25 protein-coding genes are annotated in these 25,451 nt (G+C 46.3%); 17 read left to right on the top strand and 8 right to left on the bottom strand.

The features are described 5' to 3' along the window. The first annotated feature begins 263 nt into the window (after window positions 1-263). On the top strand, window positions 264-2,093 hold the full coding sequence (gene typA / locus UQW94_RS21880; RefSeq protein ID WP_005379276.1) for a translational GTPase TypA: 1,830 nt from the start codon (window positions 264-266) through the stop codon (window positions 2,091-2,093). Between the two features lie 72 nt (window positions 2,094-2,165). Beyond that, window positions 2,166-2,708: an AAA family ATPase gene (locus tag UQW94_RS21875; protein WP_322142555.1), complete on the top strand. Its 543-nt coding sequence runs from the start codon at window positions 2,166-2,168 to the stop codon at window positions 2,706-2,708. Window positions 2,709-2,739: 31 nt separating this feature from the next. Here UQW94_RS21875 and UQW94_RS21870 read toward each other — a convergent pair whose 3' ends face one another. Beyond that, window positions 2,740-3,381 (bottom strand): DUF2959 domain-containing protein, encoded by a 642-nt coding sequence (locus UQW94_RS21870; protein WP_005382972.1) that lies wholly within the window; start codon window positions 3,379-3,381, stop codon window positions 2,740-2,742. 34 nt (window positions 3,382-3,415) lie between these two features. On the opposite strand from UQW94_RS21870, the gene UQW94_RS21865 reads away from it, so the two are divergent. From UQW94_RS21865 to UQW94_RS21855, 3 genes are all read left to right on the top strand, one after another. Continuing rightward, window positions 3,416-4,360 carry a virulence factor BrkB family protein gene (locus UQW94_RS21865; RefSeq protein WP_005379281.1) on the top strand — a complete coding sequence of 315 codons (945 nt, stop codon included), beginning with the start codon at window positions 3,416-3,418 and terminating at the stop codon, window positions 4,358-4,360. Beyond that, window positions 4,332-4,766: a D-aminoacyl-tRNA deacylase gene (gene dtd, locus UQW94_RS21860; RefSeq protein ID WP_005379282.1), complete on the top strand. Its 435-nt coding sequence runs from the start codon at window positions 4,332-4,334 to the stop codon at window positions 4,764-4,766. Before UQW94_RS21865 ends, dtd begins: the two co-directional genes overlap by 29 nt. A gap of 106 nt (window positions 4,767-4,872) precedes the next feature. Next, complete coding sequence (locus UQW94_RS21855) at window positions 4,873-5,790, top strand: bifunctional GNAT family N-acetyltransferase/hotdog fold thioesterase (RefSeq protein WP_005379283.1); 918 nt, start codon at window positions 4,873-4,875, stop codon at window positions 5,788-5,790. On the opposite strand, the gene UQW94_RS21850 is transcribed toward UQW94_RS21855, so the two are convergent. The 4 genes from UQW94_RS21850 to hslR all read right to left on the bottom strand — a co-directional run bounded on the left by UQW94_RS21850 (window position 5,776) and on the right by hslR (window position 11,342). Beyond that, window positions 5,776-7,893, bottom strand: a complete 2,118-nt coding sequence (locus tag UQW94_RS21850) for an AsmA family protein (RefSeq protein WP_322142554.1) — start codon at window positions 7,891-7,893, stop codon at window positions 5,776-5,778. The two genes, UQW94_RS21855 and UQW94_RS21850, sit on opposite strands and share 15 nt — an antisense overlap. 190 nt (window positions 7,894-8,083) lie before the next feature. Next, entirely contained in the window at window positions 8,084-9,712 is a 1,629-nt protein-coding gene (pckA, locus tag UQW94_RS21845; RefSeq protein ID WP_005379288.1) for a phosphoenolpyruvate carboxykinase (ATP), read from the bottom strand. A gap of 336 nt (window positions 9,713-10,048) precedes the next feature. Further along, on the bottom strand, window positions 10,049-10,924 hold the full coding sequence (gene hslO / locus UQW94_RS21840; RefSeq protein ID WP_031780788.1) for an Hsp33 family molecular chaperone HslO: 876 nt from the start codon (window positions 10,922-10,924) through the stop codon (window positions 10,049-10,051). A gap of 31 nt (window positions 10,925-10,955) precedes the next feature. Continuing rightward, window positions 10,956-11,342, bottom strand: coding sequence for a ribosome-associated heat shock protein Hsp15 (gene hslR, locus UQW94_RS21835; RefSeq protein ID WP_005379292.1), 387 nt, complete (start codon window positions 11,340-11,342; stop codon window positions 10,956-10,958). Between the two features lie 253 nt (window positions 11,343-11,595). Between hslR and gspC the strand changes: the two genes are divergently transcribed. From gspC to UQW94_RS21775, 12 genes are read left to right on the top strand one after another with little or no spacing between them, the layout of a single operon-like run. Next, window positions 11,596-12,522, top strand: a complete 927-nt coding sequence (gene gspC, locus UQW94_RS21830) for a type II secretion system protein GspC (RefSeq protein ID WP_115385654.1) — start codon at window positions 11,596-11,598, stop codon at window positions 12,520-12,522. A 36-nt stretch (window positions 12,523-12,558) separates the two neighbouring features. Next, window positions 12,559-14,577, top strand: coding sequence for a type II secretion system secretin GspD (gene gspD, locus UQW94_RS21825; RefSeq protein ID WP_005379295.1), 2,019 nt, complete (start codon window positions 12,559-12,561; stop codon window positions 14,575-14,577). Continuing rightward, window positions 14,577-16,079 (top strand): type II secretion system ATPase GspE, encoded by a 1,503-nt coding sequence (gene gspE / locus UQW94_RS21820; protein WP_005379296.1) that lies wholly within the window; start codon window positions 14,577-14,579, stop codon window positions 16,077-16,079. Before gspD ends, gspE begins: the two co-directional genes overlap by 1 nt. Further along, a complete protein-coding gene (gene gspF, locus UQW94_RS21815; protein WP_322142553.1) occupies window positions 16,079-17,296 on the top strand; it encodes a type II secretion system inner membrane protein GspF in 1,218 nt (405 codons plus the stop codon). Before gspE ends, gspF begins: the two co-directional genes overlap by 1 nt. A gap of 59 nt (window positions 17,297-17,355) precedes the next feature. Continuing rightward, window positions 17,356-17,799 (top strand): type II secretion system major pseudopilin GspG, encoded by a 444-nt coding sequence (gspG, locus tag UQW94_RS21810; RefSeq protein ID WP_005379298.1) that lies wholly within the window; start codon window positions 17,356-17,358, stop codon window positions 17,797-17,799. Window positions 17,800-17,828: 29 nt separating this feature from the next. Beyond that, window positions 17,829-18,428 carry a prepilin-type N-terminal cleavage/methylation domain-containing protein gene (locus UQW94_RS21805; RefSeq protein WP_322142552.1) on the top strand — a complete coding sequence of 200 codons (600 nt, stop codon included), beginning with the start codon at window positions 17,829-17,831 and terminating at the stop codon, window positions 18,426-18,428. Further along, on the top strand, window positions 18,415-18,804 hold the full coding sequence (gene gspI / locus UQW94_RS21800) for a type II secretion system minor pseudopilin GspI (RefSeq protein WP_017635009.1): 390 nt from the start codon (window positions 18,415-18,417) through the stop codon (window positions 18,802-18,804). The genes UQW94_RS21805 and gspI overlap by 14 nt, the downstream gene beginning before the upstream one ends. After that, on the top strand, window positions 18,791-19,468 hold the full coding sequence (gspJ, locus tag UQW94_RS21795) for a type II secretion system minor pseudopilin GspJ (RefSeq protein WP_132936677.1): 678 nt from the start codon (window positions 18,791-18,793) through the stop codon (window positions 19,466-19,468). The genes gspI and gspJ overlap by 14 nt, the downstream gene beginning before the upstream one ends. Further along, window positions 19,461-20,471: a type II secretion system minor pseudopilin GspK gene (gene gspK / locus UQW94_RS21790; protein WP_005379302.1), complete on the top strand. Its 1,011-nt coding sequence runs from the start codon at window positions 19,461-19,463 to the stop codon at window positions 20,469-20,471. The genes gspJ and gspK overlap by 8 nt, the downstream gene beginning before the upstream one ends. Next, window positions 20,440-21,642 (top strand): type II secretion system protein GspL, encoded by a 1,203-nt coding sequence (gene gspL / locus UQW94_RS21785; RefSeq protein ID WP_165401605.1) that lies wholly within the window; start codon window positions 20,440-20,442, stop codon window positions 21,640-21,642. The genes gspK and gspL overlap by 32 nt, the downstream gene beginning before the upstream one ends. Window positions 21,643-21,649: 7 nt before the next feature. Further along, entirely contained in the window at window positions 21,650-22,141 is a 492-nt protein-coding gene (locus tag UQW94_RS21780) for a type II secretion system protein M (protein WP_005383002.1), read from the top strand. A gap of 1 nt (window position 22,142) precedes the next feature. After that, entirely contained in the window at window positions 22,143-22,904 is a 762-nt protein-coding gene (locus tag UQW94_RS21775) for a type II secretion system protein N (RefSeq protein WP_017635007.1), read from the top strand. A 303-nt stretch (window positions 22,905-23,207) separates the two neighbouring features. Here UQW94_RS21775 and cysQ read toward each other — a convergent pair whose 3' ends face one another. The 3 genes from cysQ to nfuA form a co-directional block, all read right to left on the bottom strand. After that, on the bottom strand, window positions 23,208-24,035 hold the full coding sequence (cysQ, locus tag UQW94_RS21770; protein WP_005379308.1) for a 3'(2'),5'-bisphosphate nucleotidase CysQ: 828 nt from the start codon (window positions 24,033-24,035) through the stop codon (window positions 23,208-23,210). Between the two features lie 44 nt (window positions 24,036-24,079). Beyond that, window positions 24,080-24,649 (bottom strand): ADP compounds hydrolase NudE, encoded by a 570-nt coding sequence (nudE, locus tag UQW94_RS21765; protein ID WP_065275013.1) that lies wholly within the window; start codon window positions 24,647-24,649, stop codon window positions 24,080-24,082. A 176-nt stretch (window positions 24,650-24,825) separates the two neighbouring features. Then, window positions 24,826-25,410, bottom strand: a complete 585-nt coding sequence (gene nfuA / locus UQW94_RS21760) for a Fe-S biogenesis protein NfuA (protein ID WP_005379313.1) — start codon at window positions 25,408-25,410, stop codon at window positions 24,826-24,828. Window positions 25,411-25,451 lie beyond the last annotated feature (41 nt).

Genomic DNA, 25,451 nt, shown 5'->3' with positions numbered 1-25,451 from the left:
GCGTATTCAGCCCAGTTTTTGAGCAAGAGTCAATTTGAATTATGCATCGATTAGAATAAAGTTGCGTTTAATCAATTCGTTCTGAGGAAGAAAATGGGCATTAAGCGTAAAAATCGCAGAAATGCTCGGGAGTAGATCACATATTTCTAGGCTTTTTGCTAAAATCTGGTACATTATGGCCGTTTTTTTAATCAGCAAATGTCGCCAGAGAGCACCCGTTCTCAGCGTGGGGGCATTTCATCTATCTAAGTGAATCAATATCCATGGCTACTCCACAGATTGATAAATTAAGAAATATCGCGATCATCGCGCACGTTGACCACGGTAAAACCACGTTGGTTGACAAGCTGCTACAACAATCAGGCACGCTTGAGTCTCGCGGTGAAGCTGAAGAGCGAGTCATGGACTCGAACGACATCGAGAAAGAGCGCGGTATTACCATTCTTGCTAAAAACACAGCAATCGACTGGAACGATTACCGTATCAACATCGTAGATACTCCGGGACACGCGGACTTCGGTGGTGAAGTTGAGCGTATCATGTCGATGGTAGACTCAGTACTACTTATCGTTGACGCAGTCGATGGTCCAATGCCTCAAACGCGTTTCGTAACACAAAAAGCGTTTGCTCACGGTCTAAAACCAATCGTTGTAATCAACAAGATTGACCGCCCTGGTGCACGTCCTGATTGGGTTATGGACCAAGTGTTCGATCTATTCGACAACCTAGGTGCAACTGATGACCAGCTAGACTTTAAAGTAGTTTACGCATCAGCACTTAACGGCTGGGCTTCTCTAGAAGAAGGCGAAACTGGCGAGAACATGGAACCACTATTCCAAACTATCGTTGATGTTGTTGACGCGCCAAATGTTGACCTTGATGGTCCACTACAGATGCAAGTTTCTCAGCTAGACTACAGCTCTTACGTTGGTGTTATCGGCGTGGCTCGCGTAACTCGTGGTAGCGTTAAGCCAAACCAGCAGGTAACCATTATTGGTGCTGACGGTAAAACTCGCAACGGTAAAGTGGGTACAGTAATGGGCTACCTTGGCCTAGAGCGTCACGAAGTGGAACAAGCTAACGCGGGTGATATCATCGCAATCACTGGTCTTGGCGAGCTGAAAATTTCTGACACTATCTGTGCACAAAACGCAGTAGAAGCATTACCACCATTGTCTGTTGATGAACCAACAGTAACAATGACGTTCCAAGTAAACACGTCTCCATTCGCGGGTAAAGAAGGTAAGTTCGTAACGTCACGTAACATCCTTGAGCGTCTTGAGAAGGAATTGGTACACAACGTTGCACTACGCGTTGAGCAAACAGACGATCCAGATAAATTCCGCGTATCAGGTCGTGGTGAACTTCACCTTTCTATCCTGATCGAAAACATGCGTCGTGAAGGCTTTGAGCTTGCGGTATCTCGTCCAGAAGTAATCATCAAAGAAGAAGATGGTCAGTTGATGGAACCGTTCGAAACGGTAACTATCGACGTAATGGAAGAGCACCAAGGCGGCATCATGGAGAACATCGGCCTACGTAAAGGTGAGCTGAAAGACATGTCTCCAGACGGTAAAGGTCGTGTGCGTATGGACTTCGTTATGCCATCACGTGGTCTGATCGGTTTCCAAACGGAATTCATGACACTGACTTCAGGTTCAGGTCTTCTTTACCATACGTTTGATCACTACGGCCCTCACAAAGGCGGTAACATCGGTCAACGTGTAAACGGTGTACTAATCGCGAACGCGATGGGTAAAGCGCTAACTAACGCACTGTTCAACCTTCAAGAGCGTGGTCGTCTATTTATCGGTCACGGTGTTGAAGTTTACGAAGGTATGGTTATCGGTATTCACAGCCGTGACAACGACCTAACGGTAAACGCACTGAAAGGTAAGCAGCTAACCAACGTTCGTGCATCAGGTACAGATGACGCACAGGTTCTTACTCCGCCAATCAAGATGACTCTTGAGCAAGCACTAGAATTCATCGATGACGACGAGCTAGTAGAAGTAACGCCTGAAAGCATCCGTATCCGTAAGAAGTTCCTAACGGAAAGCGACCGTAAGCGTGCTTCTCGTGGCGCGAAATAATTTTCGTTAAGCGATTCAATTAAGAAGAAGCCTCGAGTTATGCTCGGGGCTTTTTGTTTTCTGGAGTTGAATATGAACCCGATTATTATCACCGGTGGGCCTGGTGCGGGAAAAACAACACTGCTGAATGCGCTAGACGCGTATGGTTACGCCACGTTTCCTGAAGGGTCTCGCGACTTGATTGAGCAGCAAAGCCAGTTAGAAAATGGTATTTTGCCGTGGACGAATTTACCTGAGTTTGCCAAGTTATGCCTTGGGTTGATGGACAAACAAAAGAGTGATGCGCGTTGTCATGATGTTGCGTTTGTTGATCGCGCCATCCCCGACATCATTGCATACCTACAAGTGGGCGGCTGTAAGGTTGACCAAGCTTTCTTAACCGAAAGCGCTGGGTACCATAGTCAGGTGTTTACTTGTCGACCTGAAGCATCCATTTACGTACAAGATGAAGTGCGTCCGCACAGCTTTGAAGAAGCATTGGAGATTCATCAGTCGTTAGTGAGTGTCTATACTGAGTTGGGTTATGAAGTGATAGAAGTACCATGGGGAACTGTGCCAGAGAGAGTAGGCTTTGTTCGAAGAGTCATCGGTTTACTCGGTAAGGTCGCCGACTAAAACCTCCTCACTAGGAGGAGGTCTAAATCATTTACTTTTGATTGAGCTTTTGTAGGAATTTATCGGACTCTGCAATCGCTTCGTTCATTTGTTTGATCGCAAACTGAATGTCTTTCTCTAAGCTAGAGAACTCACCTTGCAAAGAACCAATCGCACTGGCGTTAAGGTTGTGTTTTAAGTACAACGTGTTGTCACGTAGCGTATCCAGTACCGGTGTCATCTTTTTCTCTGCACGCTTCATAGCGCTAAGCATGGTTTTGTACGAGGCTTTGGTTTCACGTAGTTTTTGCTCGCTTGAACGACGCAGTTTCGCACTCGAGTACAGCTCTAGCTCATCTTGCCACTCATCAAACAGTGCGCCGGATACGTCTTCAATCGCAGCAATACGGTCACGTACGTCTTGAGCCGCTTTTTCGCTATCTTCGTATTTGTCATTGATGTTGTTGTAGACATTTTCTAGCTCACCACCATCAAAGTTGGTGATCGCAGATAAGGCTTCAAGTGCACTGGTGAATTCTTCTTGTGCATCTTGTTGAGATTCTTTGGCATCTTCGACGCGGTCGACCATAATATCTCGTTTATGATACCCAACCTGCTCCATTGCTGAGTAATAAGCAGATTGACACCCTGTTAAAGTGAAAATTGATAGTACAATTGCTAATAAATAAGGCATTCTTATGTCCTCGGCGCTAATTATGGGATGAACTATGAACCAGTTATCAGAGAGTTACAAGGCGAGATTAATCAATCTACTGCCAAGTTGCGTCGCGTTTTTTAAGTATCTTCTTAAGCGATTAACGCATGACCGTGTGAATGTGAACGCGGGCTATCTTGCCTACATTACCTTGTTATCCATCGTGCCAATGCTGACGGTATTGTTATCAATATTGTCGAAATTTCCCGTTTTTGCGAACGTTGGTGAGGTGCTGCAAGGCTACATTATTGAGAATTTTGTGCCGGCTTCTGGAGAAGCTGTACATACGGCATTACAGGAATTTGTGGCGAATACGGGCAAAATGAGCGCGGTTGGCGGTGGGTTTTTATTCATCGCAGCGGTCATGCTGATTTCCAACATTGATAAGAACTTAAACTACATTTGGCGAGTTAAAGACAAGCGCCGTTTAGTCTTTTCATTCTCTATGTATTGGATGGTACTCACGTTAGGGCCTATCATGGTCGGTGCGAGTATTGCGGCGACGTCGTACGTGACTTCGCTGCAAATTTTAGAGAACGAGACATTATCTGGTGCGTTTAATTTATTTCTGCGTTGGCTACCGTTGTTGCTGTCCTTTTTTGCTTTTCTTGGTTTGTATATTCTAGTGCCGAATAAAAAAGTACACCTCGCTCATGGTGCCATGGGGGCAGCAGTCGCCGCGATACTGTTCGAGTTAAGTAAAAAAGGCTTTGCACTCTACATCACTCAGTTTCCGTCTTATCAGCTCATCTACGGCGCGTTAGCGGCGATTCCTATCTTATTTGTTTGGGTGTATTTATGCTGGATGATCGTATTATTGGGGGCGGAAGTTACGGCTGCGCTTGGTGAGCGAGAGCACTGGAGTGAAGATTTAGACATGATACACTCGACCGCTGAATCTCAGTTAACAGATGAAGGAAGCGAGAGTAGTGATAGCGCTAATTCAACGAGTCAGTGAAGCAGCCGTCCGTGTGGATGGTGAAGTCGTAGGAGAAATTGATCGTGGTCTGCTGGTCTTATTGGGCGTAGAGAAGGACGACGATGAAGCTAAAGCAAAGCGTTTAATGGAGCGTGTTACAACCTACCGTGTGTTCGAAGATGACGAAGGCAAGATGAACCTAAACGTTAAACAGGTGGAAGGTAAAGTGCTGGTGGTTTCTCAATTTACGCTGCCTGCGGATACAAAAAAAGGCACGCGAGCTGGCTTTTCTCGCGGTGCGCATCCTGTTGATGCAGAGCGCTTGTATGATTACTTTTCTGACTTGTGTGAAGAAGTCTTACCCACACAGCGTGGCCGCTTCGCTGCCGATATGAAAGTGTCTTTGGTGAATGACGGTCCAGTGACGTTTTGGTTGCAGGTCTAATCTGGTAACACAGGCGCCATAGTCTAAGCTTTAACTCCAAGCTCATGGAATTGGCTTGGAGTAATTTTTCCGACACTGATTAGTGTTGTGCTTTCAAAGGATTGATATGTTCAAACTCATTACTCCCAAAACCGATAATCAGATAAACAAGTATTATCAGTTTCGCTGGCAACTGCTTCGTGAGCCATGGCGTATGCCGATCGGCTCAGAGCGCGATGAATACGACGAAATGAGTCATCACCGCATGATTGTTGATGGTCGAGGTCGTCCTATGGCGATTGGCCGTTTATACATTACGCCGGACAATGATGGCCAGATCCGCTATATGGCGGTTAAAAATAATCGCCGTAGCAAAGGGATGGGTTCGCTGGTTTTGGTTGCACTAGAGTCGTTAGCACGCCAAGAAGGAGCGAAACGCTTGGTGTGTAATGCCCGTGAAGATGCCATCGCCTTTTATGAAAAAAATGGCTTTGAGCGTCGAGGTGAGCTGACCGATGAGCGTGGCCCTGTGCGCCATCAGCAAATGGTGAAGCAACTGGATCCGATGGCCAATGTGTTACGTCGCCCTGAATGGTGTACTGAGCTTCAACAGCGCTGGGAGCAACAAATCCCAATTAGCGACAAAATGGGGATCAAAATTAACCAGTACACGGGTTACCAGTTTGAATGCTGTGCGCAGCTTAATCCTAACCTTAATCCGCATAACACCATGTTCGCTGGGTCAGCTTTTACCTTAGCAACCCTGACAGGGTGGGGGATGACGTGGCTGCTGCTTAAAGAGCGTGGGCTGCACGGTGATATTGTGTTGGCCGACAGCTCGATTCGCTATCGTCAACCAGTCGAACAAAACCCCGTGGCGAGTACTTCGTTGGATGGGATCAGTGGTGACCTAGACCGATTGGAGTCGGGACGCAAAGCACGCATCGTTATTCACGTAGTGATTTATAGTGGTGACACGCCAGCTGTTGATTTTGTCGGTACCTATATGCTGATACCGAACTACTCGCAGTTACTCAGTTGCTGATGGGGTAAGCGCCGACTGATCTGCTGGGCGCTTATCTGTTTCACCTTCTTGCTCTGTCGGTGAGAGGGTTTGTTCTGCTGCGGAATTCGTGTCGGGTACTTCATCTTCTTCGATAACTTCTTCGTAAAGCTCTTCCTCTTGAGTCTCCAAATTGATGTTATCAATTACGATTGGCTGCTCGATGGAAGGTTCATTTTTCTGTGGAGTCTCAATATCAGTAGGCTCGGCCAGTTTTGATGCGTTCACGCACTCATTACGGTGGGTTTCACCACTTAGTAGATCGCCTTCAATGTTTCCGCACGACTCTTCCAATTGATAAGTAATGCCACTTAGCGGGTTGTTGGCCATATCAAATGTTCCCCAAACCTTACCACTTATGGCTTTTCCTGAAATTGTGACCGGCTTTATGGCAACTTCCCCTCGTTGCGCTCTTAAACGCAGTGGACTTAAGGTAATGGCTTTGAGCGAATGATCCGCTTGGGAATTCAAGCGGGTATCTCGGAGATTGGCTTCCACTTCACCCGATAAGCTGTAGGCCAGCATGTTGCGATCACCTGATAACCCTTGTAGATCGAGGCTAAGATCGGAAAAACCATCAATAGCCAGTGTGTCGGGTAAAAAATAATCGTGGAAGAGCGATAAGGGAATACCATCAGCATTGACGTTGAGCGCCCAAGGTTGGCTCGGGGTACTCAAATCTATTTGTCCGATGCCTTCTACGTAGCCTTGCTCGAGTGGCGCAAAAAGGCGAGTCAATTGCCAAAAGCCATCTTTGCTTTGCATGGCAAGTGCTGCGTGAGACGTGAGTATTTGGTCATAGCTGGCGTTGACAACGCTGACTTCCAATTCGCCTTGCCAAAGGCCCCAACGTTGAGCCGACTGTTTAATATCAAGCTGTTGCCCTTCGATATTTAAACCGGAAAGTTGCCAATAAGGTTCGTGAGATAGCTGGATAATTTGGCTGCGCTCAATGTCGAGTCGTTCGATTGCAACATGCTCTAACTCGCTGGTGGCGGCGTGCCACCAATTTAGGTTGTCTTCTGGCAGTGTTGCCCACTTGAGGCCTTGAATAGAGGCTTCTTTGAGCTTCCATTGTGTTGGCGTGAACAATCCAGAAACTTGCACTCGACCTTGCTGCCAATCTAAGCTGAGCTCGTTGAGCTGGATTACTCCTGGCTCGATAGCGGCACTCAAACGTGGCTCTATTGCGGTTTGCTGCTGGAATCGAACGCTATCCGCCTGCAATGACACTTGAGCTTTTGTCTTCCAGAGAGACAGTGGTAGTGTGGCGTTTTCCACAGAAAGATCCAAGTTCTGCCAGTGCCAGTCGCCCCATTCAATATCGGCGTTAAGCAAATCTAAGCTATTAATATGATTAATGCTAAATGGTAGATCGTGCCAAGGTTTTGCAAGCAGTGATTGGCGCTGCGTATTACTCAGTTTCAGCTTGTTGATGGTCACATTTACTAAAGACCAGCCTTGAGGATACTGCTCCCCTTGCCCAGATATTTGACTGTTACGCCAGTTAAAAGAGGTGCCATAAAGCGTACTGTCTTGCGGCTTGTAGTCTATATCGACTAAGACTTGATTAAAGGCTTCGCCATTCCAATAGAGTTGGTCAGCCGCAAGTTGAACTTCGCCATATGGTATTAATTGATCATTCCATTGTGGTGATTGAATTTGAAGGTCAATGCCATTGGCAGAGAACTGCTCGTCGGCGTAATCAATATTTTTGAGCGCGATTTGATGGAATAAAACGTTGTCTAAAGTTGGGAGCTTTGGTGCGCCATACTGCAAGCTCATACCATCAATCAATAAACTATCAACGATCCATTTACCATCGCGATAAACATCGGGATTCATCCATAAATCGACTTGCTCGATGTAAGACGCATCGTCTCCGCTGGTGTTCACGCGTTGTAAAGTTAGGTGATAGGGAAAGTCATAACGCACGCTTTCGGCCCGGAAGGGAAGAGAAAAGGTGTTTGACAGCAAGCGCCAGGTTGCGTCCGCGTAAGATGTTGTTAGCAGCGCAATCGTAGCGGTCGGAATGGCAACTAAGATAACCAGTAACAGAAGTAGAACTCGACGCGCTGTTTTCATCTTTGCTAGAACCTACGTGTGTTATTAAATAAAACTAGATAGGCTTTAGCTTGTATCAATATTCTGTGGTATTCAATAAAAAGCCCCTCAAAAGAGGGGCTTGAAGCAATTTTTGTAACTTGGCCTACGTAAAGGTGATAAGTTAATGCCAACTTTTCACTGAGTTTACGCGACGTCGCTGTTACTCGATTTAATCAATCTGAGGACCAGCCGCAACCAGAGATTTACCTTCAGCGTTGTCTGTGTACTTATCAAAGTTATTGATAAAGCGCGCTGCTAAATCTTTCGCTTTGCTTTCCCACTGAAGTGGGTCAACGTACGTGTCGCGAGGGTCTAGAATGCTAGGATCCACACCTGGTAGTGACGTTGGTACTTCAAGGTTGAAGATTGGAATGTGCTTAGTTGGTGCTTCTTCAATCGAACCATCAAGAATGGCATCAATAATTCCGCGTGTATCTTGAATAGAGATACGTTTGCCAGTGCCGTTCCAACCAGTATTCACTAGGTAAGCCTCAGCGCCCGCTGCTTCCATGCGTTTTACCAGTACTTCCGCGTATTTTGTTGGGTGGAGCGTTAGGAACGCCGCGCCGAAACAAGCAGAGAAAGTTGGTGTTGGCTCAGTAATACCGCGCTCTGTTCCCGCTAGTTTGGCGGTAAAGCCAGACAGGAAGTGGTACTTAGTTTGCTCAGGTGTCAATTTAGATACTGGAGGCAGTACGCCAAATGCATCGGCTGATAGGAAGATCACTTTATTCGCGTGACCGCCTTTTGATACTGGCTTAACGATATTATCGATATGGTAGATAGGGTAAGAAACACGTGTGTTTTCTGTTTTCGAACCATCATCAAAGTCGATAGAGCCATCGCCACGTACTGTTACGTTTTCTAGCAGTGCATCACGACGAATTGCGTTGTAGATGTCCGGCTCCGCTTCTTTCGAAAGTTTGATGGTTTTTGCGTAACAACCACCTTCGAAGTTGAAGACACCGTCATCATCCCAGCCGTGCTCATCATCACCAATTAGCGCACGTTTAGGATCAGTCGACAGGGTCGTTTTACCCGTACCAGATAGACCGAAGAATACCGCTACATCGCCATCTTTGCCCATGTTAGCGCTACAGTGCATTGATGCGATGTCTTTTAGTGGAAGGAAGTAGTTCATCATGGCGAACATACCTTTCTTCATTTCACCGCCGTACCAAGTACCACCGATAAGTTGCATGCGCTCAGTTAGGTTAAATACGGTGAAGTTTTCTGAGTTCAGGCCTTGCTCTTCCCATTTTGGATTAGTGCATTTTGCGCCATTCATTACTACGAAGTCTGGTTCAAATGTCGCTAACTCTTCTTCTGTCGGGCGAATAAACATGTTTTTAACGAAGTGCGCTTGCCATGCGACTTCTGTGATAACACGAATGCTCAAACGTGTATCTGGGTTTGCACCACAGTAACCGTCAACAACAAACAAGCGTTTGTTAGAAAGCTGGTTTGTGACCAGTTCTTTTAGCTCGTCCCACACTTCAGGAGTGATTGGCTTGTTATCATTTTTCACTTGATCAGACGTCCACCACATATGTTCTTCTGTCGTAGCGTCTTTGACGATGTATTTATCTTTTGGTGAGCGACCAGTAAAGATGCCAGTGTCAACGGCAACCGCACCTAGTTCAGTAACCACGCCGCGCTCATAACCGGTTAGGTCTTCACGCGTTTCTTCCTCAAACAACATTTCGTAGCTTGGGTTGCGAATAACCTCTTTTACGTTATGCAGTCCGTGCTTGGTTAGATCAAGTGTTGCAGCCTTAGTATGTTCCATAACGGTCATAGGTGCTCCTTATAAGGATTTTGTAGGGATTTTGTAAGAATGTTTTAATTTTAATCTGCTCACCATGCTAGCAACGGGGCGGGGAGAAAACAGGGAGATAGCTCAAAATTTACCCATGATTTCAATAAGGTTTTAGGTAACCCGTCACATATTGGTGGGAATAGTCTATCGTGCACGCAATCCTTTGCGCTAGGGCAAAATCATTATTAATTGTTTAAAATTAAGCAGTTGTTTTATTACGCTTGAGGCTAGTTATTACGAGGGGTTGATCACAAAAAGGCCAGCATTAAGCTGGCCTTTTGTAGGGTAAATTACGTGCTTGATAAGCTATGTAAATTAATGCAGGGTTTTCTTGTCCGTAGAAGCTTGTGCATACAGTTCAGTGACTTCAGATTCGTCGAACGTATAAGTTGTGCCACAGTAATCACAATGTAAAGAAACTGATCCAACTTCTGCCAAAATGTCATAAATTTCAGCTTTCTCAACGGTGATGATTGCGGCACCGCTACGCTCACGAGAACAGCCACAATGGAACTCGACAGGTTGCGGCTCGTACAGACGTACTTTGTCTTGGTTATATAGTCGATACAATAACTCGTTCGCTTCTAAACCAAACAATTCTTCATCTTTTACTGTATCAGTGAGCTGCTCTAGATGTTCGAAATCATCTGGAGAGCCAGTGCCGTCAGGGATCACTTGAATCAACATACCTGCTGCGTGTGCTTTGCCCTCATGCTCACCAGTGCGGATCCATAGGCGCGTTTTTAACTGCTCTGAGTTTGCAAAGTAGCCTTCTAGCACTTCTGCTAAAGTGTCACCTTCTAATCCAACGACACCTTGGTAACGCTCGCCGTTTTTCGGTTCGATAGTGATCACAAGGTAGCCCTTACCCATTAGATCGTGAATGTTTGCGTCATCGGCAATATCGCCTTCCCAGCGAGCTACGCCACGGACACGTTGGTTATGGTCACCGTTGATAACGGCAAGAGACACAGGACCATCGCCTTGTAGCTGGATGGTGATCGAACCTTCGAACTTAAGAGTGGCAGTTAAAAGAGTAGTTGAAACGAGTAGCTCACCCAGCAGTTTCTCTATTGCTGCCGGATATTCCTTGCTGGAGATAACACGTTGGTACGCTTCATCCAATTGTACCAACTCGCCACGTACTGAAAGATCTTCGAATAGGTAGCGGTTTAAAACATTATTTGCCATGGAGTGCTTTCCTCGTTGGTAATTCCGGCTTTTATTGGTGTTTGAACTTAATGATGTCTCGGCGCTGCTTTTTATCTGGGCGGCGTTCCGGACTTGGGTTGTGGGCATTAAGCTTACGTTGAGTCGCGTGTTCCTCACGTTTCGCTATACTTTCATTAGTTTCGCGATATAAGGTTTGTGCGATGGGAGCGCCTCGGCGTTGATCTGAGATTTGTTCGATGATCACGATTTTTTCTTCGTTGCCTTGACGAAGTCTTACTTCAGCGCCCACTTCAACGATTTTACTCGGCTTGCTTCGTTGGCCATTATAGTGGACTTTACCGCCATCGACCATGTTACGCGCGATGGAGCGGGTTTTGTAAAATCTTGCGGCCCATAGCCATTTATCTAGCCTAACGGCTTCATTTAGGGAACTCATAGAACACTACGCTATCTAATCACTGCCCGAATACGGCAATGAGTGATGGATTATTCACCTACAGATGGAGTCAAGGCGTATTTTTTTCAAGGGAGTTGGCAAAAACTGCATAAGAAAAAGGTATGAAAGACAACTTGTGATATAGTTCACTGCTCTTTGTTGAGTAATAATTTTATTGCAAATTTAGCAATTTAAAGTCGATAGCTATCGTTATAGCTTAAATGACGGACGTTAGAATAAAGGAATCCATTCAGTGAAACGTTTAGAGCTAAGTGCAGGATTATCAAGCAGACCGCTACTGGCTCAGATCAAGTCCAATCATTATACCATTCAAGCCAAACTTAGCTTGTTGCTTACCTGTCTGTTTATTGCGATAACCGGATGGATACTTGGCAAAATTGTGTGGTTAGCCATACCTCAATCGTCGGAAGTGCCGCAATGGCGTCCATCGGCGAGTAGCGTTACTGCGAGCAATAAAGGCGACGCGATAGATTTTAATGCCCTTCAGAATGCCAACCTATTCGGTAAATTCACTGAGCAAAAAGCGGCAGTTGTAGAACAGCCTATTGTTAAAGACGCCCCTAAGACGCGCCTTAACCTCACTCTAGTCGGTGCGGTTGCCAGCAGTGATGCCAATACCAGCCTTGCTGTTATTGCTAACCGAGGTAAGCAAGCTACGTACGGTTTGGGTGAAGAAATCGAAGGGACACGTGCGACGCTAAAAGCGGTATTGGTGGATCGCGTCATCATTGATAACCAAGGTCGAGACGAGACCTTAATGATGCAAGGTATAGAATATAAGAAGCTATCTGAATCGCCGCAGGTAGCTAGGGCGCAAGCTCAGCGAGCAGAAGCAGCGACGTCTGACGTTGGAGAGAAATTAGAGCAAATTCGCGAGGAAATTGCGAAAGATCCACAAAGCGTTTTTAAATACATCACCATTTCACCCGTCAAAAAAGACGGAGACATTGTTGGTTATCGAGTATCACCTGGTCGTGATGCCGCATTATTTAATGATGTAGGGCTACAACCTGGTGATATTGCGGTTCAACTGAACGGGATCGATTTAAGTGATCCGTCTTCTTCAGTACAACTGATGCAAGTGATGAGCGATCCGCAAGAATTAAATTTAACTGTTGAGCGCGACGGCCAACAGTACGATATCTATATCCAATTGTAAGACTTAGGCAACCGGCGTAAGTTCAGGGAGACATACGTGAAACATTGGTTCAGCAAAAGTGCTTGGCTACTAGCAGGAAGTTTACTCTGCGTACCAGGTGCAATGGCAAACGAATTTAGTGCGAGCTTTAAAGGCACTGATATTCAAGAATTCATCAACATAGTGGGTCGTAACCTCGAAAAGACCATCATTGTTGATCCTTCAGTACGCGGTAAGATCGATGTCCGCAGCTATGACGTACTTAACGAAGAGCAATATTACAGCTTTTTCCTTAATGTCCTTGAAGTATACGGTTACGCAGTCGTAGAGATGGACAATGGGGTACTTAAGGTTATCAAAGCAAAAGACTCAAAAACCTCAGCAATCCCTGTGTTAGGTGATGGCAGCGCGCAAGGCGATAGTGTTATCACTCGAGTTGTCGCGGTGCGTAATGTGTCGGTCCGTGAGTTGTCTCCTCTACTTCGTCAGCTGATTGATAACGCCGGTGCCGGTAACGTGGTTCATTATGATCCAGCGAATATTATCTTGATTACTGGTCGTGCGGCAGTAGTGAATCGCTTAGCAGAGATCATCAAGCGTGTTGACCAAGCCGGTGATAAAGAAATTGAATTGGTGGAGCTGCGTAATGCATCTGCTGCTGAAATGGTACGCATTGTCGAAGCACTGAATAAAAGTGCGAATCAGAAAAGCACGCCAGAGTTCCTTGAACCTAAAATTGTGGCCGATGAACGTACTAACGCGATTTTAATTTCTGGTGATCCAAAAGTAAGAGCCCGCTTGAAACGTTTGATTCGTCAACTTGATGTTGAAATGGCGACAAAAGGTAACAACCGAGTTGTGTACCTGAAAAATGCGAAAGCTGAAGACTTGGTGGATGTATTGAAAGGTGTTTCCGATAACCTGCAAGCTGAAAAACAAGCCGGTCAGAAAACATCAGGTGCATCGCGTGGTGAGGTCGTCATTGCTGCTCACGCTGCAACTAACTCGTTAGTTTTAACAGCGCCGCCAGATATTATGATGGCATTACAAGACGTCATTTCTCAACTCGATATTCGTCGTGCTCAGGTTCTTATTGAAGCGTTAATTGTCGAAATGTCTGAAGGTGATGGTATTAACCTAGGTGTTCAGTGGGGTTCGTTAGAAACGGGTGCTGTAATTCAGTACGGTAACTCAGGAGCCCCGATTGGTCAGGTGATGGTTGGTCTAGAAGAAGCAAAAGATCAAACCCGAACTGAATACTATACCAACTCTAATGGCGAACGAACGCCATATGATGTTACTGAATCAGGTGACTACTCTACGCTAGCTTCAGCACTTAGTGGAGTAAATGGTGCGGCAATGAGTATTGTCATGGGTGACTGGACAGCGCTAATTAGTGCTGTTGCTTCTGACTCCAACTCAAACATTCTATCTTCTCCGAGTATTACCGTAATGGATAATGGCGAAGCATCATTTATTGTGGGTGAAGAGGTTCCGGTTATTACGGGCTCTACGGCTGGCTCAAACAACGACAACCCATTCCAAACGGTTGACCGTAAAGAAGTCGGTATCAAACTCAAAGTAGTGCCACAAATTAACGAAGGTGACTCTGTACAGTTAAACATTGAACAAGAAGTTTCCAACGTATTAGGCGCGAACGGTGCGGTTGACGTTCGCTTTGCTAAACGACAGTTAAACACCTCTGTCATGATCCAAGATGGTCAGATGTTGGTTCTTGGTGGTTTGGTCGATGAACGCGCACTTGAAAGTGAGTCTAAAGTGCCGCTATTGGGTGACATTCCGGTACTGGGTCACCTGTTCAAGTCAACTAGCACGCAAACAGAAAAACGTAACTTGATGGTGTTCATCAAGCCGACGATTATTCGCGATGGTGTGACGGCTGACGGTATTACGCAGCGTAAATACAACTTTATTCGCGCAGAACAGCTATATAAAGCGGATCAAGGGTTGAAATTGATGGCAGACGAGAAGATCCCGGTTATGCCAGCCTTTGGCCAGGAGCGTCAGCACCCAACAGAGATCCAAGCGTTTATTGATCAAATGGAAAACAACTAATGGTTGATATGTTAGACACAGCGCCAAGTATGCGTCGTCTGCCATTCAGTTTTGCCAACCGCTTTAAACTGGTGCTGGAGACAGAGCATCCTGAGCGTCCACCTATTCTTTACTATGTCGAGCCGCTTAACCCTGCGGCTCTGGTTGAAGTCCGTCGTGTATTAAAGAAAAGCTTCGTACCGCAACCTATCGATAAAGAAGCCTTTGATAAAAAGCTGACCGAAGCATATCAACGCGACTCGTCTGAAGCGCGTCAGTTGATGGAAGATATTGGTGCTGATAGCGATGATTTCTTCTCTTTGGCTGAAGAACTGCCGCACGATGAAGACTTATTAGAATCGGAAGACGATGCGCCAATCATCAAATTGATCAACGCCATGTTGGGCGAAGCGATCAAAGAAGGTGCGTCGGATATTCATATTGAGACGTTCGAGAAAACCCTTTCGATTCGTTTCCGTGTCGATGGCGTATTGCGTGAAGTCCTGACTCCAAGCCGTAAGCTAGCGCCTTTGCTAGTTTCTCGTGTGAAGGTTATGGCTAAACTAGATATCGCAGAAAAGCGTGTGCCTCAAGATGGCCGTATTTCGTTGCGTATCGGTGGTCGTGCGGTGGACGTGCGTGTATCTACGATGCCGTCCTCACATGGTGAGCGCGTGGTAATGCGTTTGTTGGATAAAAACGCGACTCGTCTTGATTTACATAGTTTGGGCATGACACCTTCAGTGCATGACAACTTCCGTCACTTGATTGGCCGCCCTCACGGTATCATCTTGGTGACGGGCCCGACAGGTTCTGGTAAATCAACCACCTTGTATGCTGGCTTGCAAGAGATCAATAGCAACGAGCGCAACATTCTAACGGTTGAAGACCCGATCGAATTTGATATTGATGGCATCGGTCAAACTCAGGTGAACCCAAAGGTCGATATGACGTTTGCGCGCGGCTTGCGTGCCATTCTGCGTCAGGACCCGGATGTGGTGATGGTCGGTGAGATCCGTGACTTAGAAACCGCACAAATTGCAGTGCAAGCGTCCTTAACGGGTCACTTGGTAATGTCGACTCTCCACACCAACACCGCAGTGGGTGCGATTACGCGTCTACGTGATATGGGTATTGAGCCATTCCTTATTTCTTCTTCGTTATTAGGGGTGCTAGCGCAGCGCTTAGTTCGAACGCTTTGTCCAAGCTGTAAAGAGCCGTATGAAGCCGATGCGGAACAGAAAAAACTGTTTGGTATGGAAGCGCATGAACCGTTAGAACTGCACCGAGCAAAAGGCTGTGAAGCGTGTAACCAAAAAGGCTACCGAGGTCGAACAGGTATCCACGAGCTCATTATGGTTGATGAGCAAGTACAAGAGTTGATTCACCGAGAGTCTGGTGAGCAAGAAATTGAGAGAGCCGTTCGCGCCCATACGCCAAGTATTCGCAGTGATGGTTTAAGCAAAGTACGTCGTGGTATTACGTCACTTGAAGAAGTGATGCGAGTGACGAAGGAAACCTAATGGCGGCATTTGAGTACAAAGCGCTAGATGCAAAAGGCAAGCATAAAAAAGGCACGATAGAAGGGGACAACGCCCGACAAGTGCGCCAGCGACTCAAAGAGCAAGGGATGATCCCGATTGAAGTGGTCGAGACGAAAGCTAAATCGGCTAAGTCTTCAGGTTCAGTCAGCTTTAAGCGCGGCATCTCGACATCTGAGCTGGCACTCATCACACGGCAATTGTCTACGCTAGTCCAATCAGGAATGCCTTTGGAAGAGTGTTTGCGTGCGGTCTCTGAGCAGGCTGAAAAGCCGAGGATTCGTTCTATGTTGGCTGCGGTTCGCTCGAAAGTAACAGAGGGTTATCCGCTTGCCGACAGTTTTGCCGATTACCCACACGTGTTTGATGAACTGTACCGCTCCATGGTTGCGGCGGGTGAAAAATCAGGTCACCTCGATACCGTATTAGAGCGTTTGGCAGACTATGTCGAAAACCGCCAAAAGATGCGATCTAAATTGCTTCAAGCCATGATTTATCCTGTAGTTTTGGTGGTATTCGCGGTTGTCATCGTTTCGTTCTTATTGGCGACAGTGGTTCCTAAAATCATTGAACCCATCATTCAGATGGGCCAAGAGTTACCTCAATCGACGCAATTTTTACTGGCAGCCAGTGAGTTTGTGCAAGATTGGGGGCTGATTATTTTCGTTGTGCTGGTGGCGCTTTTCTATGGCCTCAAACTGGCGTTGCAAAAGCCAGACTTTCGCTTAGCTTGGGACAGAAAAATCTTGAGCTTACCGTTAATAGGTAAGATCTCTCGAGGTTTGAATACCGCACGATTCGCACGAACGCTTTCGATCTGTACTTCCAGTGCGATTCCAATTCTAGAGGGTATGCGCGTTGCGGTAGATGTTATGTCTAACCGTTATGTGAAGCAGCAAGTCTTGCTTGCAGCGGATAACGTTCGAGAGGGGGCTAGTCTGCGTAAGGCGTTGGATCAAACCCGCTTGTTTCCACCAATGATGCTACACATGATCGCCAGTGGTGAGCAAAGTGGTGAATTAGAGAGCATGTTGACGCGGGCAGCCGATAACCAAGATCAAAACTTTGAATCAACAGTCAATATTGCTCTGAGTGTGTTTACTCCTGCGCTGATTGCATTAATGGCTGGATTAGTGTTGTTCATTGTGATGGCGACCTTGATGCCAATGCTAGAAATGAATAACTTGATGAGTGGATAATTTCGAATTAAGACGTGTCTACTAACGGCATGGCTTTAATCTAACTTTCGGAGAAAAAAATGAAGTTTAAGCGTAGTAAACAACAGGGTTTTACACTTTTAGAAGTGATGGTTGTTGTCGTTATCCTTGGTATTTTGGCAAGTTTCGTTGTTCCAAACCTATTGGGTAACAAAGAGAAGGCTGACCAACAAAAAGCGATTACGGACATCGTAGCGCTGGAAAATGCCCTAGATATGTACAAGTTGGATAACAGCGTTTACCCAACAACGGACCAAGGTCTAGAAGCATTGGTTAGCAAGCCGTCTAACCCAGAGCCACGCAACTACCGTGATGGTGGTTACATCAAACGTCTTCCTAATGACCCTTGGGGCAACCAGTACCAATACTTAAGCCCAGGTGATAACGGTACAATCGATATCTTCACTCTAGGCGCAGATGGCCAAGAGGGTGGAGAAGGTCCAGCTGCAGATATTGGCAACTGGAACATGCAAGACTTCCAATAATTGAGCCTAAGCCAGCACTAATGAAACAAATGCGAAAACATAACGGTTTTACATTGATAGAAATTCTATTGGTGCTGGTTTTGCTATCTCTTACGGCTGTGGCCGTGATCTCGACGTTACCGACTAGCCAAAAAGATCTTTCCAAACAGTATGCTCAAAGCTTTTTTCAGCGTTTACAGCTGCTCAATGAAGAAGCGGTGCTGAGCGGTAAAGATTTTGGCGTTCGAGTGGATGATGCCAAATCGACCTACGCTCTACTGAGTTTAACCTCAGAAGGTTGGCAGCCTCTGAAATTAAAGCAGATTCCGAGCAAAACCAAGCTAGAAGAAGATATTACGCTACAGCTCGAACTCGGCGGTGGTGCTTGGGATAATGATGAGCGCTTATTCAAACCTGGTTCTCTTTTTGATGAAAACATGTTCGCAGAAGAAGAGGACGAAAAGAAAATTGAGCCACCGCAAGTGTTTATCTTTTCCAGCGCCGAAGTCACGCCATTTACCCTATCTTTTTTTCCGCAAAATGGTGATGCATTTAATGACGGTTGGCGAGTCATTGGAAAAGAAAGTGGACAAATTTTGTTATTAGCTCCGGGCGAAGAAGTGAAAGAGGATGAGAATGCGCAATTTTAAGCAAGCTCGCCCCAATTTGAGTCATCGCCGGACGAGAGGCATGACCTTACTGGAAGTATTGGTCGCACTGGCAATTTTCGCCACCGCTGCCATCAGTGTCATTCGCTCTGTGAGCCAGCATATTAATACAATCAGTTATCTAGAAGAAAAAATGTTTGCAGCCATGGTTGTGGATAATCAGATGGCAAATGTGATGTTGAATACCGGAGAACTCAAAGCGAAAAACGGCACAGAAGAGCTGGCAGGACGCACTTGGTTCTGGAAAGTCACGCCAGTCGCCACGACGCAGCCATTGCTGAAAGCATTTGATGTAAGCGTCTCGGTAGAGAAAAGCGCGAGCCCTGTAGTAACGGTACGAAGCTATGTGGCGCAATAATCATCTCCGCGCAAACACGCGCCAAAGGGTAAAAGGTTTTACACTTATTGAAGTGTTGGTATCGATTGCCATCTTTGCCAGTTTAAGTGTCGCAGCGTACCAAGTGGTATCGCAAGTACAGCGTAGCAATGCGCTATCACAAGAACGAACCCAACGCTTAAACGAAATTCAGCGTGCCATGGTTATGATGGATAACGATTTTCGTCAAATGGCGATGCGTCAAACACGTACTAATGGTGAAGAGCCTGCTAGCCGGCTAATTTTTTGGTCCGATTACCTGTTGGACTCCGATACTAAAGGGCTGATGTTTGCCCGTTTAGGTTGGCACAATCCTCAGCAGCAGTTCCCTCGTGGAGAAGTAACCAAGGTTGGCTATCGCTTAAAAGAAGAAACACTGCAGCGAGTATGGTGGCGCTATCCTGATACGCCGGTTGGGCAACAAGGTACTGTTACTCCATTGCTAACGCAGGTCGAGTCATTTGATATGCGTTTCTATGATGGTAAGCAATGGAAAAAAGAATGGGCTGAAGAAAAAGCGCTGCCGAAAGCGGTTTCTGTTGTTCTCACTCTCAAAGACTATGGAGAAATTGCCCGCACTTATCTCACTCCTGATGGCACATTGAGTCAGAAAGAGGAAAGTTCAGGAGACAGCAATAATGGTTAACCGTCAGCGCGGTGTTGCTTTGATTATAGTGTTGATGTTGCTGGCGATTATGGCAACGGTTGCTGCCAGTATGTCGGAACGTTTGTTCTTGCAGTTTCAGCGAGGCGCTAATCAAATCAATTACCAGCAAGCGTATTGGTACAGCCTTGGCGTCGAGGCGCTAGCAAAAGTGGGTATCGAGCAAAGTTATAAAGACACCGACACGATTAATATGAGTCAACCGTGGGCGATAAAAGAGCAAGTCTATCCGTTAGATTATGGTCAAGCGGCGGGACGAATTAGAGACAAGCAAGCGTGCTTTAATCTAAATGTATTGAGTCGTGTGCAACCAACGGGTCAGCAAATTACAAGACCATATTTAGTGAATGTATTGCAGCGCCTATTAGAAGAGTTGGATGTCGAGCCATATCAAGCAGAAATCATTGCAGACTCTACTTGGGAATACATTGATGCTGACGACTCTGTCCGTTCGACTACTGGGGTTGAAGACAGCACATATGAAGCGATGAAACCTTCCTATTTGGCATCAAATGGTTGGATGGCAGATGCTTCCGAGTTACGGGCTGTCTATCAGGTGAGTGGTGAAATTTTCCAAAAATTGGAGCCGCTGGTCTGTGCATTACCAAGTGATGACTGGCGTTTAAACGTGAATACGATTGATGTTGAGCAAGCTCCGATTTTGGTGGCAATGTTCTCACCAAACTTAAGCAGTAGTGATGCGATTCAGCTAATTGAAAAACGCCCATTTGATGGGTGGGATAGCATTGATGAATTTTTAGCAGAGTCAGAAATGGCTGGCTTAAGTGAAGATGTAAAGAAAAACGCCAAAGGCTATTTGGGTGTAGATAGCGCCTTTTTTGAATTGGATGCACAAGTGTTGGTGGATGAATCACGTGTACGTATCCGAAGCCTTTTGCAAAGTACAAATAGAGAAACGGTGACCGTAGTTCGCCGTCGTTTTGGAGGGATCAGTGAGCGAGTTTCTGACCGTTCGGCTGAGTAGCGAACAACAAAGTACCATTCCTTGGGTGGTGTGGTCGACAGATCAACAGGAAGTGATTGCTAGCGGTGAAATCGCCGGGTGGGAACACTTAGATGAATTGGTCTCATATGCTGGTCAGCGCCAAGTTGTGGCGCTGTTGGCGAGTAATGATGTAGTCCTGACGCAAGTGGATATACCACCTGGTGCAACACGCCAATTCGAGGCTATGTTACCGTACTTAGTGGAAGACGAAGTTGCTCAGGACGTTGATGGCCTGCACTTTAGCGTGTTGGGTAAACAAGCGGATAAAGCGCAGATTTGCGCAGTTGAACGTGCTTGGATTCAGACTGTACTGCAACGTTTCTCAAGCCAAGGTATCGCCATTAAACGCATTTTACCCGATGTGCTTGCGTTACCGGTTCGTGGAGATCACAGCAGTGCTGCAATGATTGGCGAGCAATGGCTAATTCGTCACTCTGCGACAGAGGGCGCGGTTGTCGACGCTTCTTGGTTAGACCTTTACCTCTCTTCTTATCTACAAAATCATGAAGGTTGGAAGCTCGATTGCTTTAGCTCGGTCCCGGAATCTGCGTTACCTGAAATATGGGATCCGCAACCAGAAGAAATGACGATGGCTTTACTGGCGAAGGGGGTGACAGAAAGCAAAGTCAATTTGCTGACTGGGATCTTCAAGCCGAAATCTTCTTGGGGTAAATACTGGAAGCTCTGGCAAAAAGCCACCATTGCTGCGGGGGTGCTTATCGTCGTCATGGTTGCGCAGCAGTTGCTCGTGGTCCACAAGTACGAAGCACAAGCTCAAGCGTATCGTGAGGAGAGTGAGCGTATTTTCCGCCAGGTGTTCCCAAATAAACGACGCATTCCTACCGTTAGTTACCTCAAACGACAAATGGATGATGAAGAGCGCCGCTTATCTGGTGGAAGTGGTCAGCAGGCAATGTTGTCATGGTTGGCGGCATTACCCGCGACGCTTGGTCAGGTCAGCGACTTGGAGATCACTAGCTTTAAATACGACGGACAACGTGGCGAAGTACGTATTCAGGCTCGTAGTTCAGACTTCCAACCTTTTGAGCAGGCTCGTGTGAAATTGGCAGAGAAGTTTAATGTTGAGCAAGGTCAGTTGAACCGTAGCGATAACGTTGTGGTTGGCAGCTTTGTTTTGAAGCGTTTGTGAGGTGATGATGAAAAACTTAATTTCTCAAGCTCAGGTTTGGTGGAGCAGCATCTCGCAGCGTGAGCAGCGTTTGGTCATGGGATGTGGCGCTATTGCCGTTATCGGTATTATTTATTGGGGTTTATTACAGCCAATGAGCCAACGTGCGGAGCTAGCTCAGTCACGTATTCAAAGCGAAAAACAGTTGCTAGCTTGGGTACAAGATAAAGCGGATGGCATCACTGCACTGCGAAAAAGCAGCGGTGTGAGCTACTCTAGTCAACCGTTGAATCAGTTGGTTTCTTCTTCAGCTCGTCGTTATAAAGTTGAGTTGATTCGCGTACAACCTCGTAATGAGAGCGTTCAAGTGTGGATCAAACCACTCGCGTTTAATCAACTAGTGGATTGGTTACGTTACTTGAAAGAGCAACAGGGTATTGAAGTCGAATTTTTAGATATCGACCGAACAGAGCAAGCGGGCATGATCGATGTAAACCGCCTTCAGTTTAAGCGAGGTTAAGGTGAAGCGAGCAGTACTTTACGTTGTTATCTTTATCGTCTTTTTTTCAGTCAGTCTTTTAATGGGATTACCAGTCTCTTGGGTGTTACAACAAGCACCAACAGTGAGAGGCCTGGACATTCAAGGAGCCAACGGTTCGGTATGGCAAGGTCAAGCTGCTAGTATTCGTTGGCAGCGCCAGAACCTTGGAGAAGTTAATTGGGATTTCCAATGGTCGAGTCTACTGACAGGTAAAGCTGAGTTTGCTGTGCGCTTTGGTCGTGGTAGTGAAATGGACGTTCGTGGGCGCGGTTTTGTCGGCTATAGCTTAAGTGATGGCCCTTATGCCAAAAACTTAGTTGCCTCGATTCCGGCGGTAAAAGTTGTTGAGCAAGCGCGCCTCCCTGTGCCTGTTGGTGTTGATGGGCAGCTTGAGCTGAATATTCGTCATGCGACTTATGCTGCGCCTTGGTGTAAGAACGGTGAAGGCACTTTAGTATGGAATGCCAGTGGTATTCAAAGCCCCGTTGGCAGCTTAGATCTCGGTCCTGTGATTGCCGATATAAACTGTCAGGATAGTGTATTGACGGCAACTGGTGAGCAGAGCAGCAAACAAGTCTCTGCGGCGTTTTCCGCTGAACTGATGCCTAATCAACGGTACTCAACCAAAGCGTGGTTCAAACCTGGTGCAGAGTTCCCATCCAGCATGGGGGAGCAACTGAAATGGCTGGGTAAGCCGAATGCTCAAGGTCAATATGAGTTTAATTACCAAGGGCGCTTCTAACCTATCGTGACAAAATCCAATATCTTAAAAGAGCTGCTATTGTGCAGCTCTTTTTGCTTTTGGATCATCATAAGCTAAAACCTCTATTCGCTGTACATTCGATCTTGATTGGGAGTGAGTGAAAGTTTAAAGCCATGATTTTTAATCGATTTGTTTTCTTTCGTTCAGCTTTACAGGCAATTGGAACATAGTAGGCCAAATGCTCCAAGTGCTGTACAGAAGGTCAAAAAGAAAAGGCCACGAAGATATTCGTGGCCTTTCTATTACTAGAATTTTGTGCTCTAAATTTTACCGATAGGGCGCTTAATCTTTGCGTTGTAAAATCTCATTCCAAGGTAAATCCGCATCACCAAGAACAATAAAGTTCGGGTTTTCTAGTGTTTCCCGCTCGTTATATGACAGCGGTTCTAATTGCGTGCTGAGAATACGTCCGCCAGCTTCTTCAACAATGCATTGTGTCGCAGCGGTGTCCCACTCACCTGTTGGACCTAGTCGGAGATAGCAATCTACCGCCCCTTCCGCGACGAGGCATGCTTTCAATGCCGCAGAACCGAGCGGTATTAAGTCGTAATTCCAGGCGCTGCTCATACGGTTAGTAATACGATTGATGTCTTGGCGACGACTAATAGCAATTGCGATGCTTTGCTCTGGCTGTTCGTGTTTGTGTGTATGGATTTTGACGCTGTCCGACATGTCGGGAATTTTCCAGGCGCCTTTGCCATTATAAGCGTAGTAAGTCACGCCAGATACAGGACCGTAAACGACGCCCATGGTTGGTCGATTGTTGTCGACCAACGCGATAATAGTGGCAAAGTCACCACTGCGAGCGATGAATTCTTGAGTACCATCAAGAGGGTCGACTAACCAATAACGTTCCCACTGAGCGCGTTGCTCTAAGCTTATGTCTGCGTCTTCTTCTGACAACACGGGAATGTCAGGCGTCAGATCACTCAAGCGTTCAGTGATGAACTTGTGAGCTGCAATATCTGCACTTGTTACGGGAGTTTCGTCACTTTTGGTGTAGGCCTCGTATTGCTTCTTTTCATATATTTCGAGGATCATTTGCCCAGCACTGCGGGCAATCTCGATGACTTGAGGAAGTAGGTGAGATAGATCTTTTGTCATTGGCATAAGTGATAGTCCTTACTCACAGTGTTATTCGGTTCTAATGACCGTTATTGGTTATGATTGTGAGTGGTGTTTGGTAAGTGTTTCAGTGCCAACATTAGCGCTGTGATGCTTCGTGCTTCACAGAAATCCATGTGAGTTAATAACTCTTCGGCTTGCGCAAGTGGCCAACGCACAATTTCCAGTGGTTCAGGCTCATCGCCTTCTTGCTTCTCTGGATAAAGCGCCTGTCCTAAAAATAGAGTCATTTTGCTCGAAAAGTAAGATGGCGCGAGGATAACTTGTTTCAACGGGGTTAACTGATTGCAGCCAAAGCCGATTTCTTCTTTTAACTCACGATCCGCAGCTTGGTGTGGTGTTTCTCCTGGGTCAATCAGCCCTTTTGGGAAACCTAGCTCGTAACGTTCAGTTCCAGCGGCGTATTCACGCACCAGTAATAAATCGCCTTGTTCTGTTACAGGAACCACCATTACAGCATCTCGTCCACTTGGCTTCATACGCTCATAAGTACGATGCTCACCATTGGAAAAACGAAGGTCGAGCGCTTCCACAGCAAACAGTTTGGATTTTGCAACCGTCTGGCATGAGAGTATCTCTGGTGGGGTTCGTTTCGGCATGACGCTGGCTCCTTGGTGTCGTTGGCGTTTACGAGATGCGTAAGATTCTTAATATATGAGAACTCCGCCTGAGTTTCTAGCGGATTTTACGAGTCGAGCTAAGCATCTCAGCATCACCTCAGTATCGATACAAAAATGGGAGACCGAAGCCTCCCATTTTCTGACAGTATTTACTCTTAGTAGTAAGAGTGATCACCACGGTCATGTTCTGTAGCATCACGAACTGCGGTTAGTTCACCAATGAACTGGTTTAGCAGCTCTTTCTCGATGCCTTCTTTTAGTGTTACGTCAACCATAGAACAGCCATTACAACCGCCACCAAATGCAACAATCGCAACACCGTCTTCAGTGATCTCAACCAAGTTTACGTGACCACCGTGGCCAGCAAGTTGTGGGTTCACTTGAGTTTGGATAACGTACTCAACGCGCTCAACCAGTGGTGCGTCGTCCGCAACTTTACGCATTTTAGCGTTAGGTGCTTTTAGCGTTAGCTGAGAGCCCATTTTATCGGTAACAAAATCGATTTCAGCGTCTTCAAGGAATGGCAGGCTTAGCTCATCCACGTAAGCTGAAAAACCGCTGTAAGAGAGTTCAGTGTCGGTCGATTCTACTGCTTCTGGTGGGCAGTAAGACACGCCACACTCAGCGTTTTGTGTACCTGGGTTCACAACGAAAATACGAATGTTAGTGCCTTCAGGTTGTTGACCTAAAAGGTTAGCGAAATGCGTTTGCGCAGTTTCTGTAATAGTAATATTTGACACGACGAATACCCGAGTAAATTTGTAGGTTACTGCTGCTATTC

The organism is Vibrio sp. PBL-C16 (assembly GCF_034321865.1).
Lineage (GTDB): Bacteria > Pseudomonadota > Gammaproteobacteria > Enterobacterales > Vibrionaceae > Vibrio > Vibrio alginolyticus.
The sequence above is the reverse complement of the archived record's forward strand: the minus strand, read 5'-3'. Positions and strand labels throughout refer to the sequence as shown.

Coding starts and splice junctions, on each gene's coding strand:
- typA (WP_005379276.1), top strand. CDS start 264: ATGGCTACTCCACAGATTGATAAATTAAGAAATATCGCGATCATCGCG.
- nudE (WP_065275013.1), bottom strand. CDS start 24,649: ATGCCGAAACGAACCCCACCAGAGATACTCTCATGCCAGACGGTTGCA.
- hslR (WP_005379292.1), bottom strand. CDS start 11,342: ATGAGTTCCCTAAATGAAGCCGTTAGGCTAGATAAATGGCTATGGGCC.
- pckA (WP_005379288.1), bottom strand. CDS start 9,712: ATGACCGTTATGGAACATACTAAGGCTGCAACACTTGATCTAACCAAG.
- hslO (WP_031780788.1), bottom strand. CDS start 10,924: ATGGCAAATAATGTTTTAAACCGCTACCTATTCGAAGATCTTTCAGTA.
- gspF (WP_322142553.1), top strand. CDS start 16,079: ATGGCGGCATTTGAGTACAAAGCGCTAGATGCAAAAGGCAAGCATAAA.
- gspE (WP_005379296.1), top strand. CDS start 14,577: ATGGTTGATATGTTAGACACAGCGCCAAGTATGCGTCGTCTGCCATTC.
- UQW94_RS21850 (WP_322142554.1), bottom strand. CDS start 7,893: ATGAAAACAGCGCGTCGAGTTCTACTTCTGTTACTGGTTATCTTAGTT.
- cysQ (WP_005379308.1), bottom strand. CDS start 24,035: ATGCCAATGACAAAAGATCTATCTCACCTACTTCCTCAAGTCATCGAG.
- UQW94_RS21865 (WP_005379281.1), top strand. CDS start 3,416: ATGAACCAGTTATCAGAGAGTTACAAGGCGAGATTAATCAATCTACTG.
- gspJ (WP_132936677.1), top strand. CDS start 18,791: ATGTGGCGCAATAATCATCTCCGCGCAAACACGCGCCAAAGGGTAAAA.
- UQW94_RS21805 (WP_322142552.1), top strand. CDS start 17,829: ATGCGAAAACATAACGGTTTTACATTGATAGAAATTCTATTGGTGCTG.
- UQW94_RS21780 (WP_005383002.1), top strand. CDS start 21,650: ATGAAAAACTTAATTTCTCAAGCTCAGGTTTGGTGGAGCAGCATCTCG.
- gspG (WP_005379298.1), top strand. CDS start 17,356: ATGAAGTTTAAGCGTAGTAAACAACAGGGTTTTACACTTTTAGAAGTG.
- UQW94_RS21875 (WP_322142555.1), top strand. CDS start 2,166: ATGAACCCGATTATTATCACCGGTGGGCCTGGTGCGGGAAAAACAACA.
- gspK (WP_005379302.1), top strand. CDS start 19,461: ATGGTTAACCGTCAGCGCGGTGTTGCTTTGATTATAGTGTTGATGTTG.
- gspI (WP_017635009.1), top strand. CDS start 18,415: ATGCGCAATTTTAAGCAAGCTCGCCCCAATTTGAGTCATCGCCGGACG.
- UQW94_RS21870 (WP_005382972.1), bottom strand. CDS start 3,381: ATGCCTTATTTATTAGCAATTGTACTATCAATTTTCACTTTAACAGGG.
- UQW94_RS21855 (WP_005379283.1), top strand. CDS start 4,873: ATGTTCAAACTCATTACTCCCAAAACCGATAATCAGATAAACAAGTAT.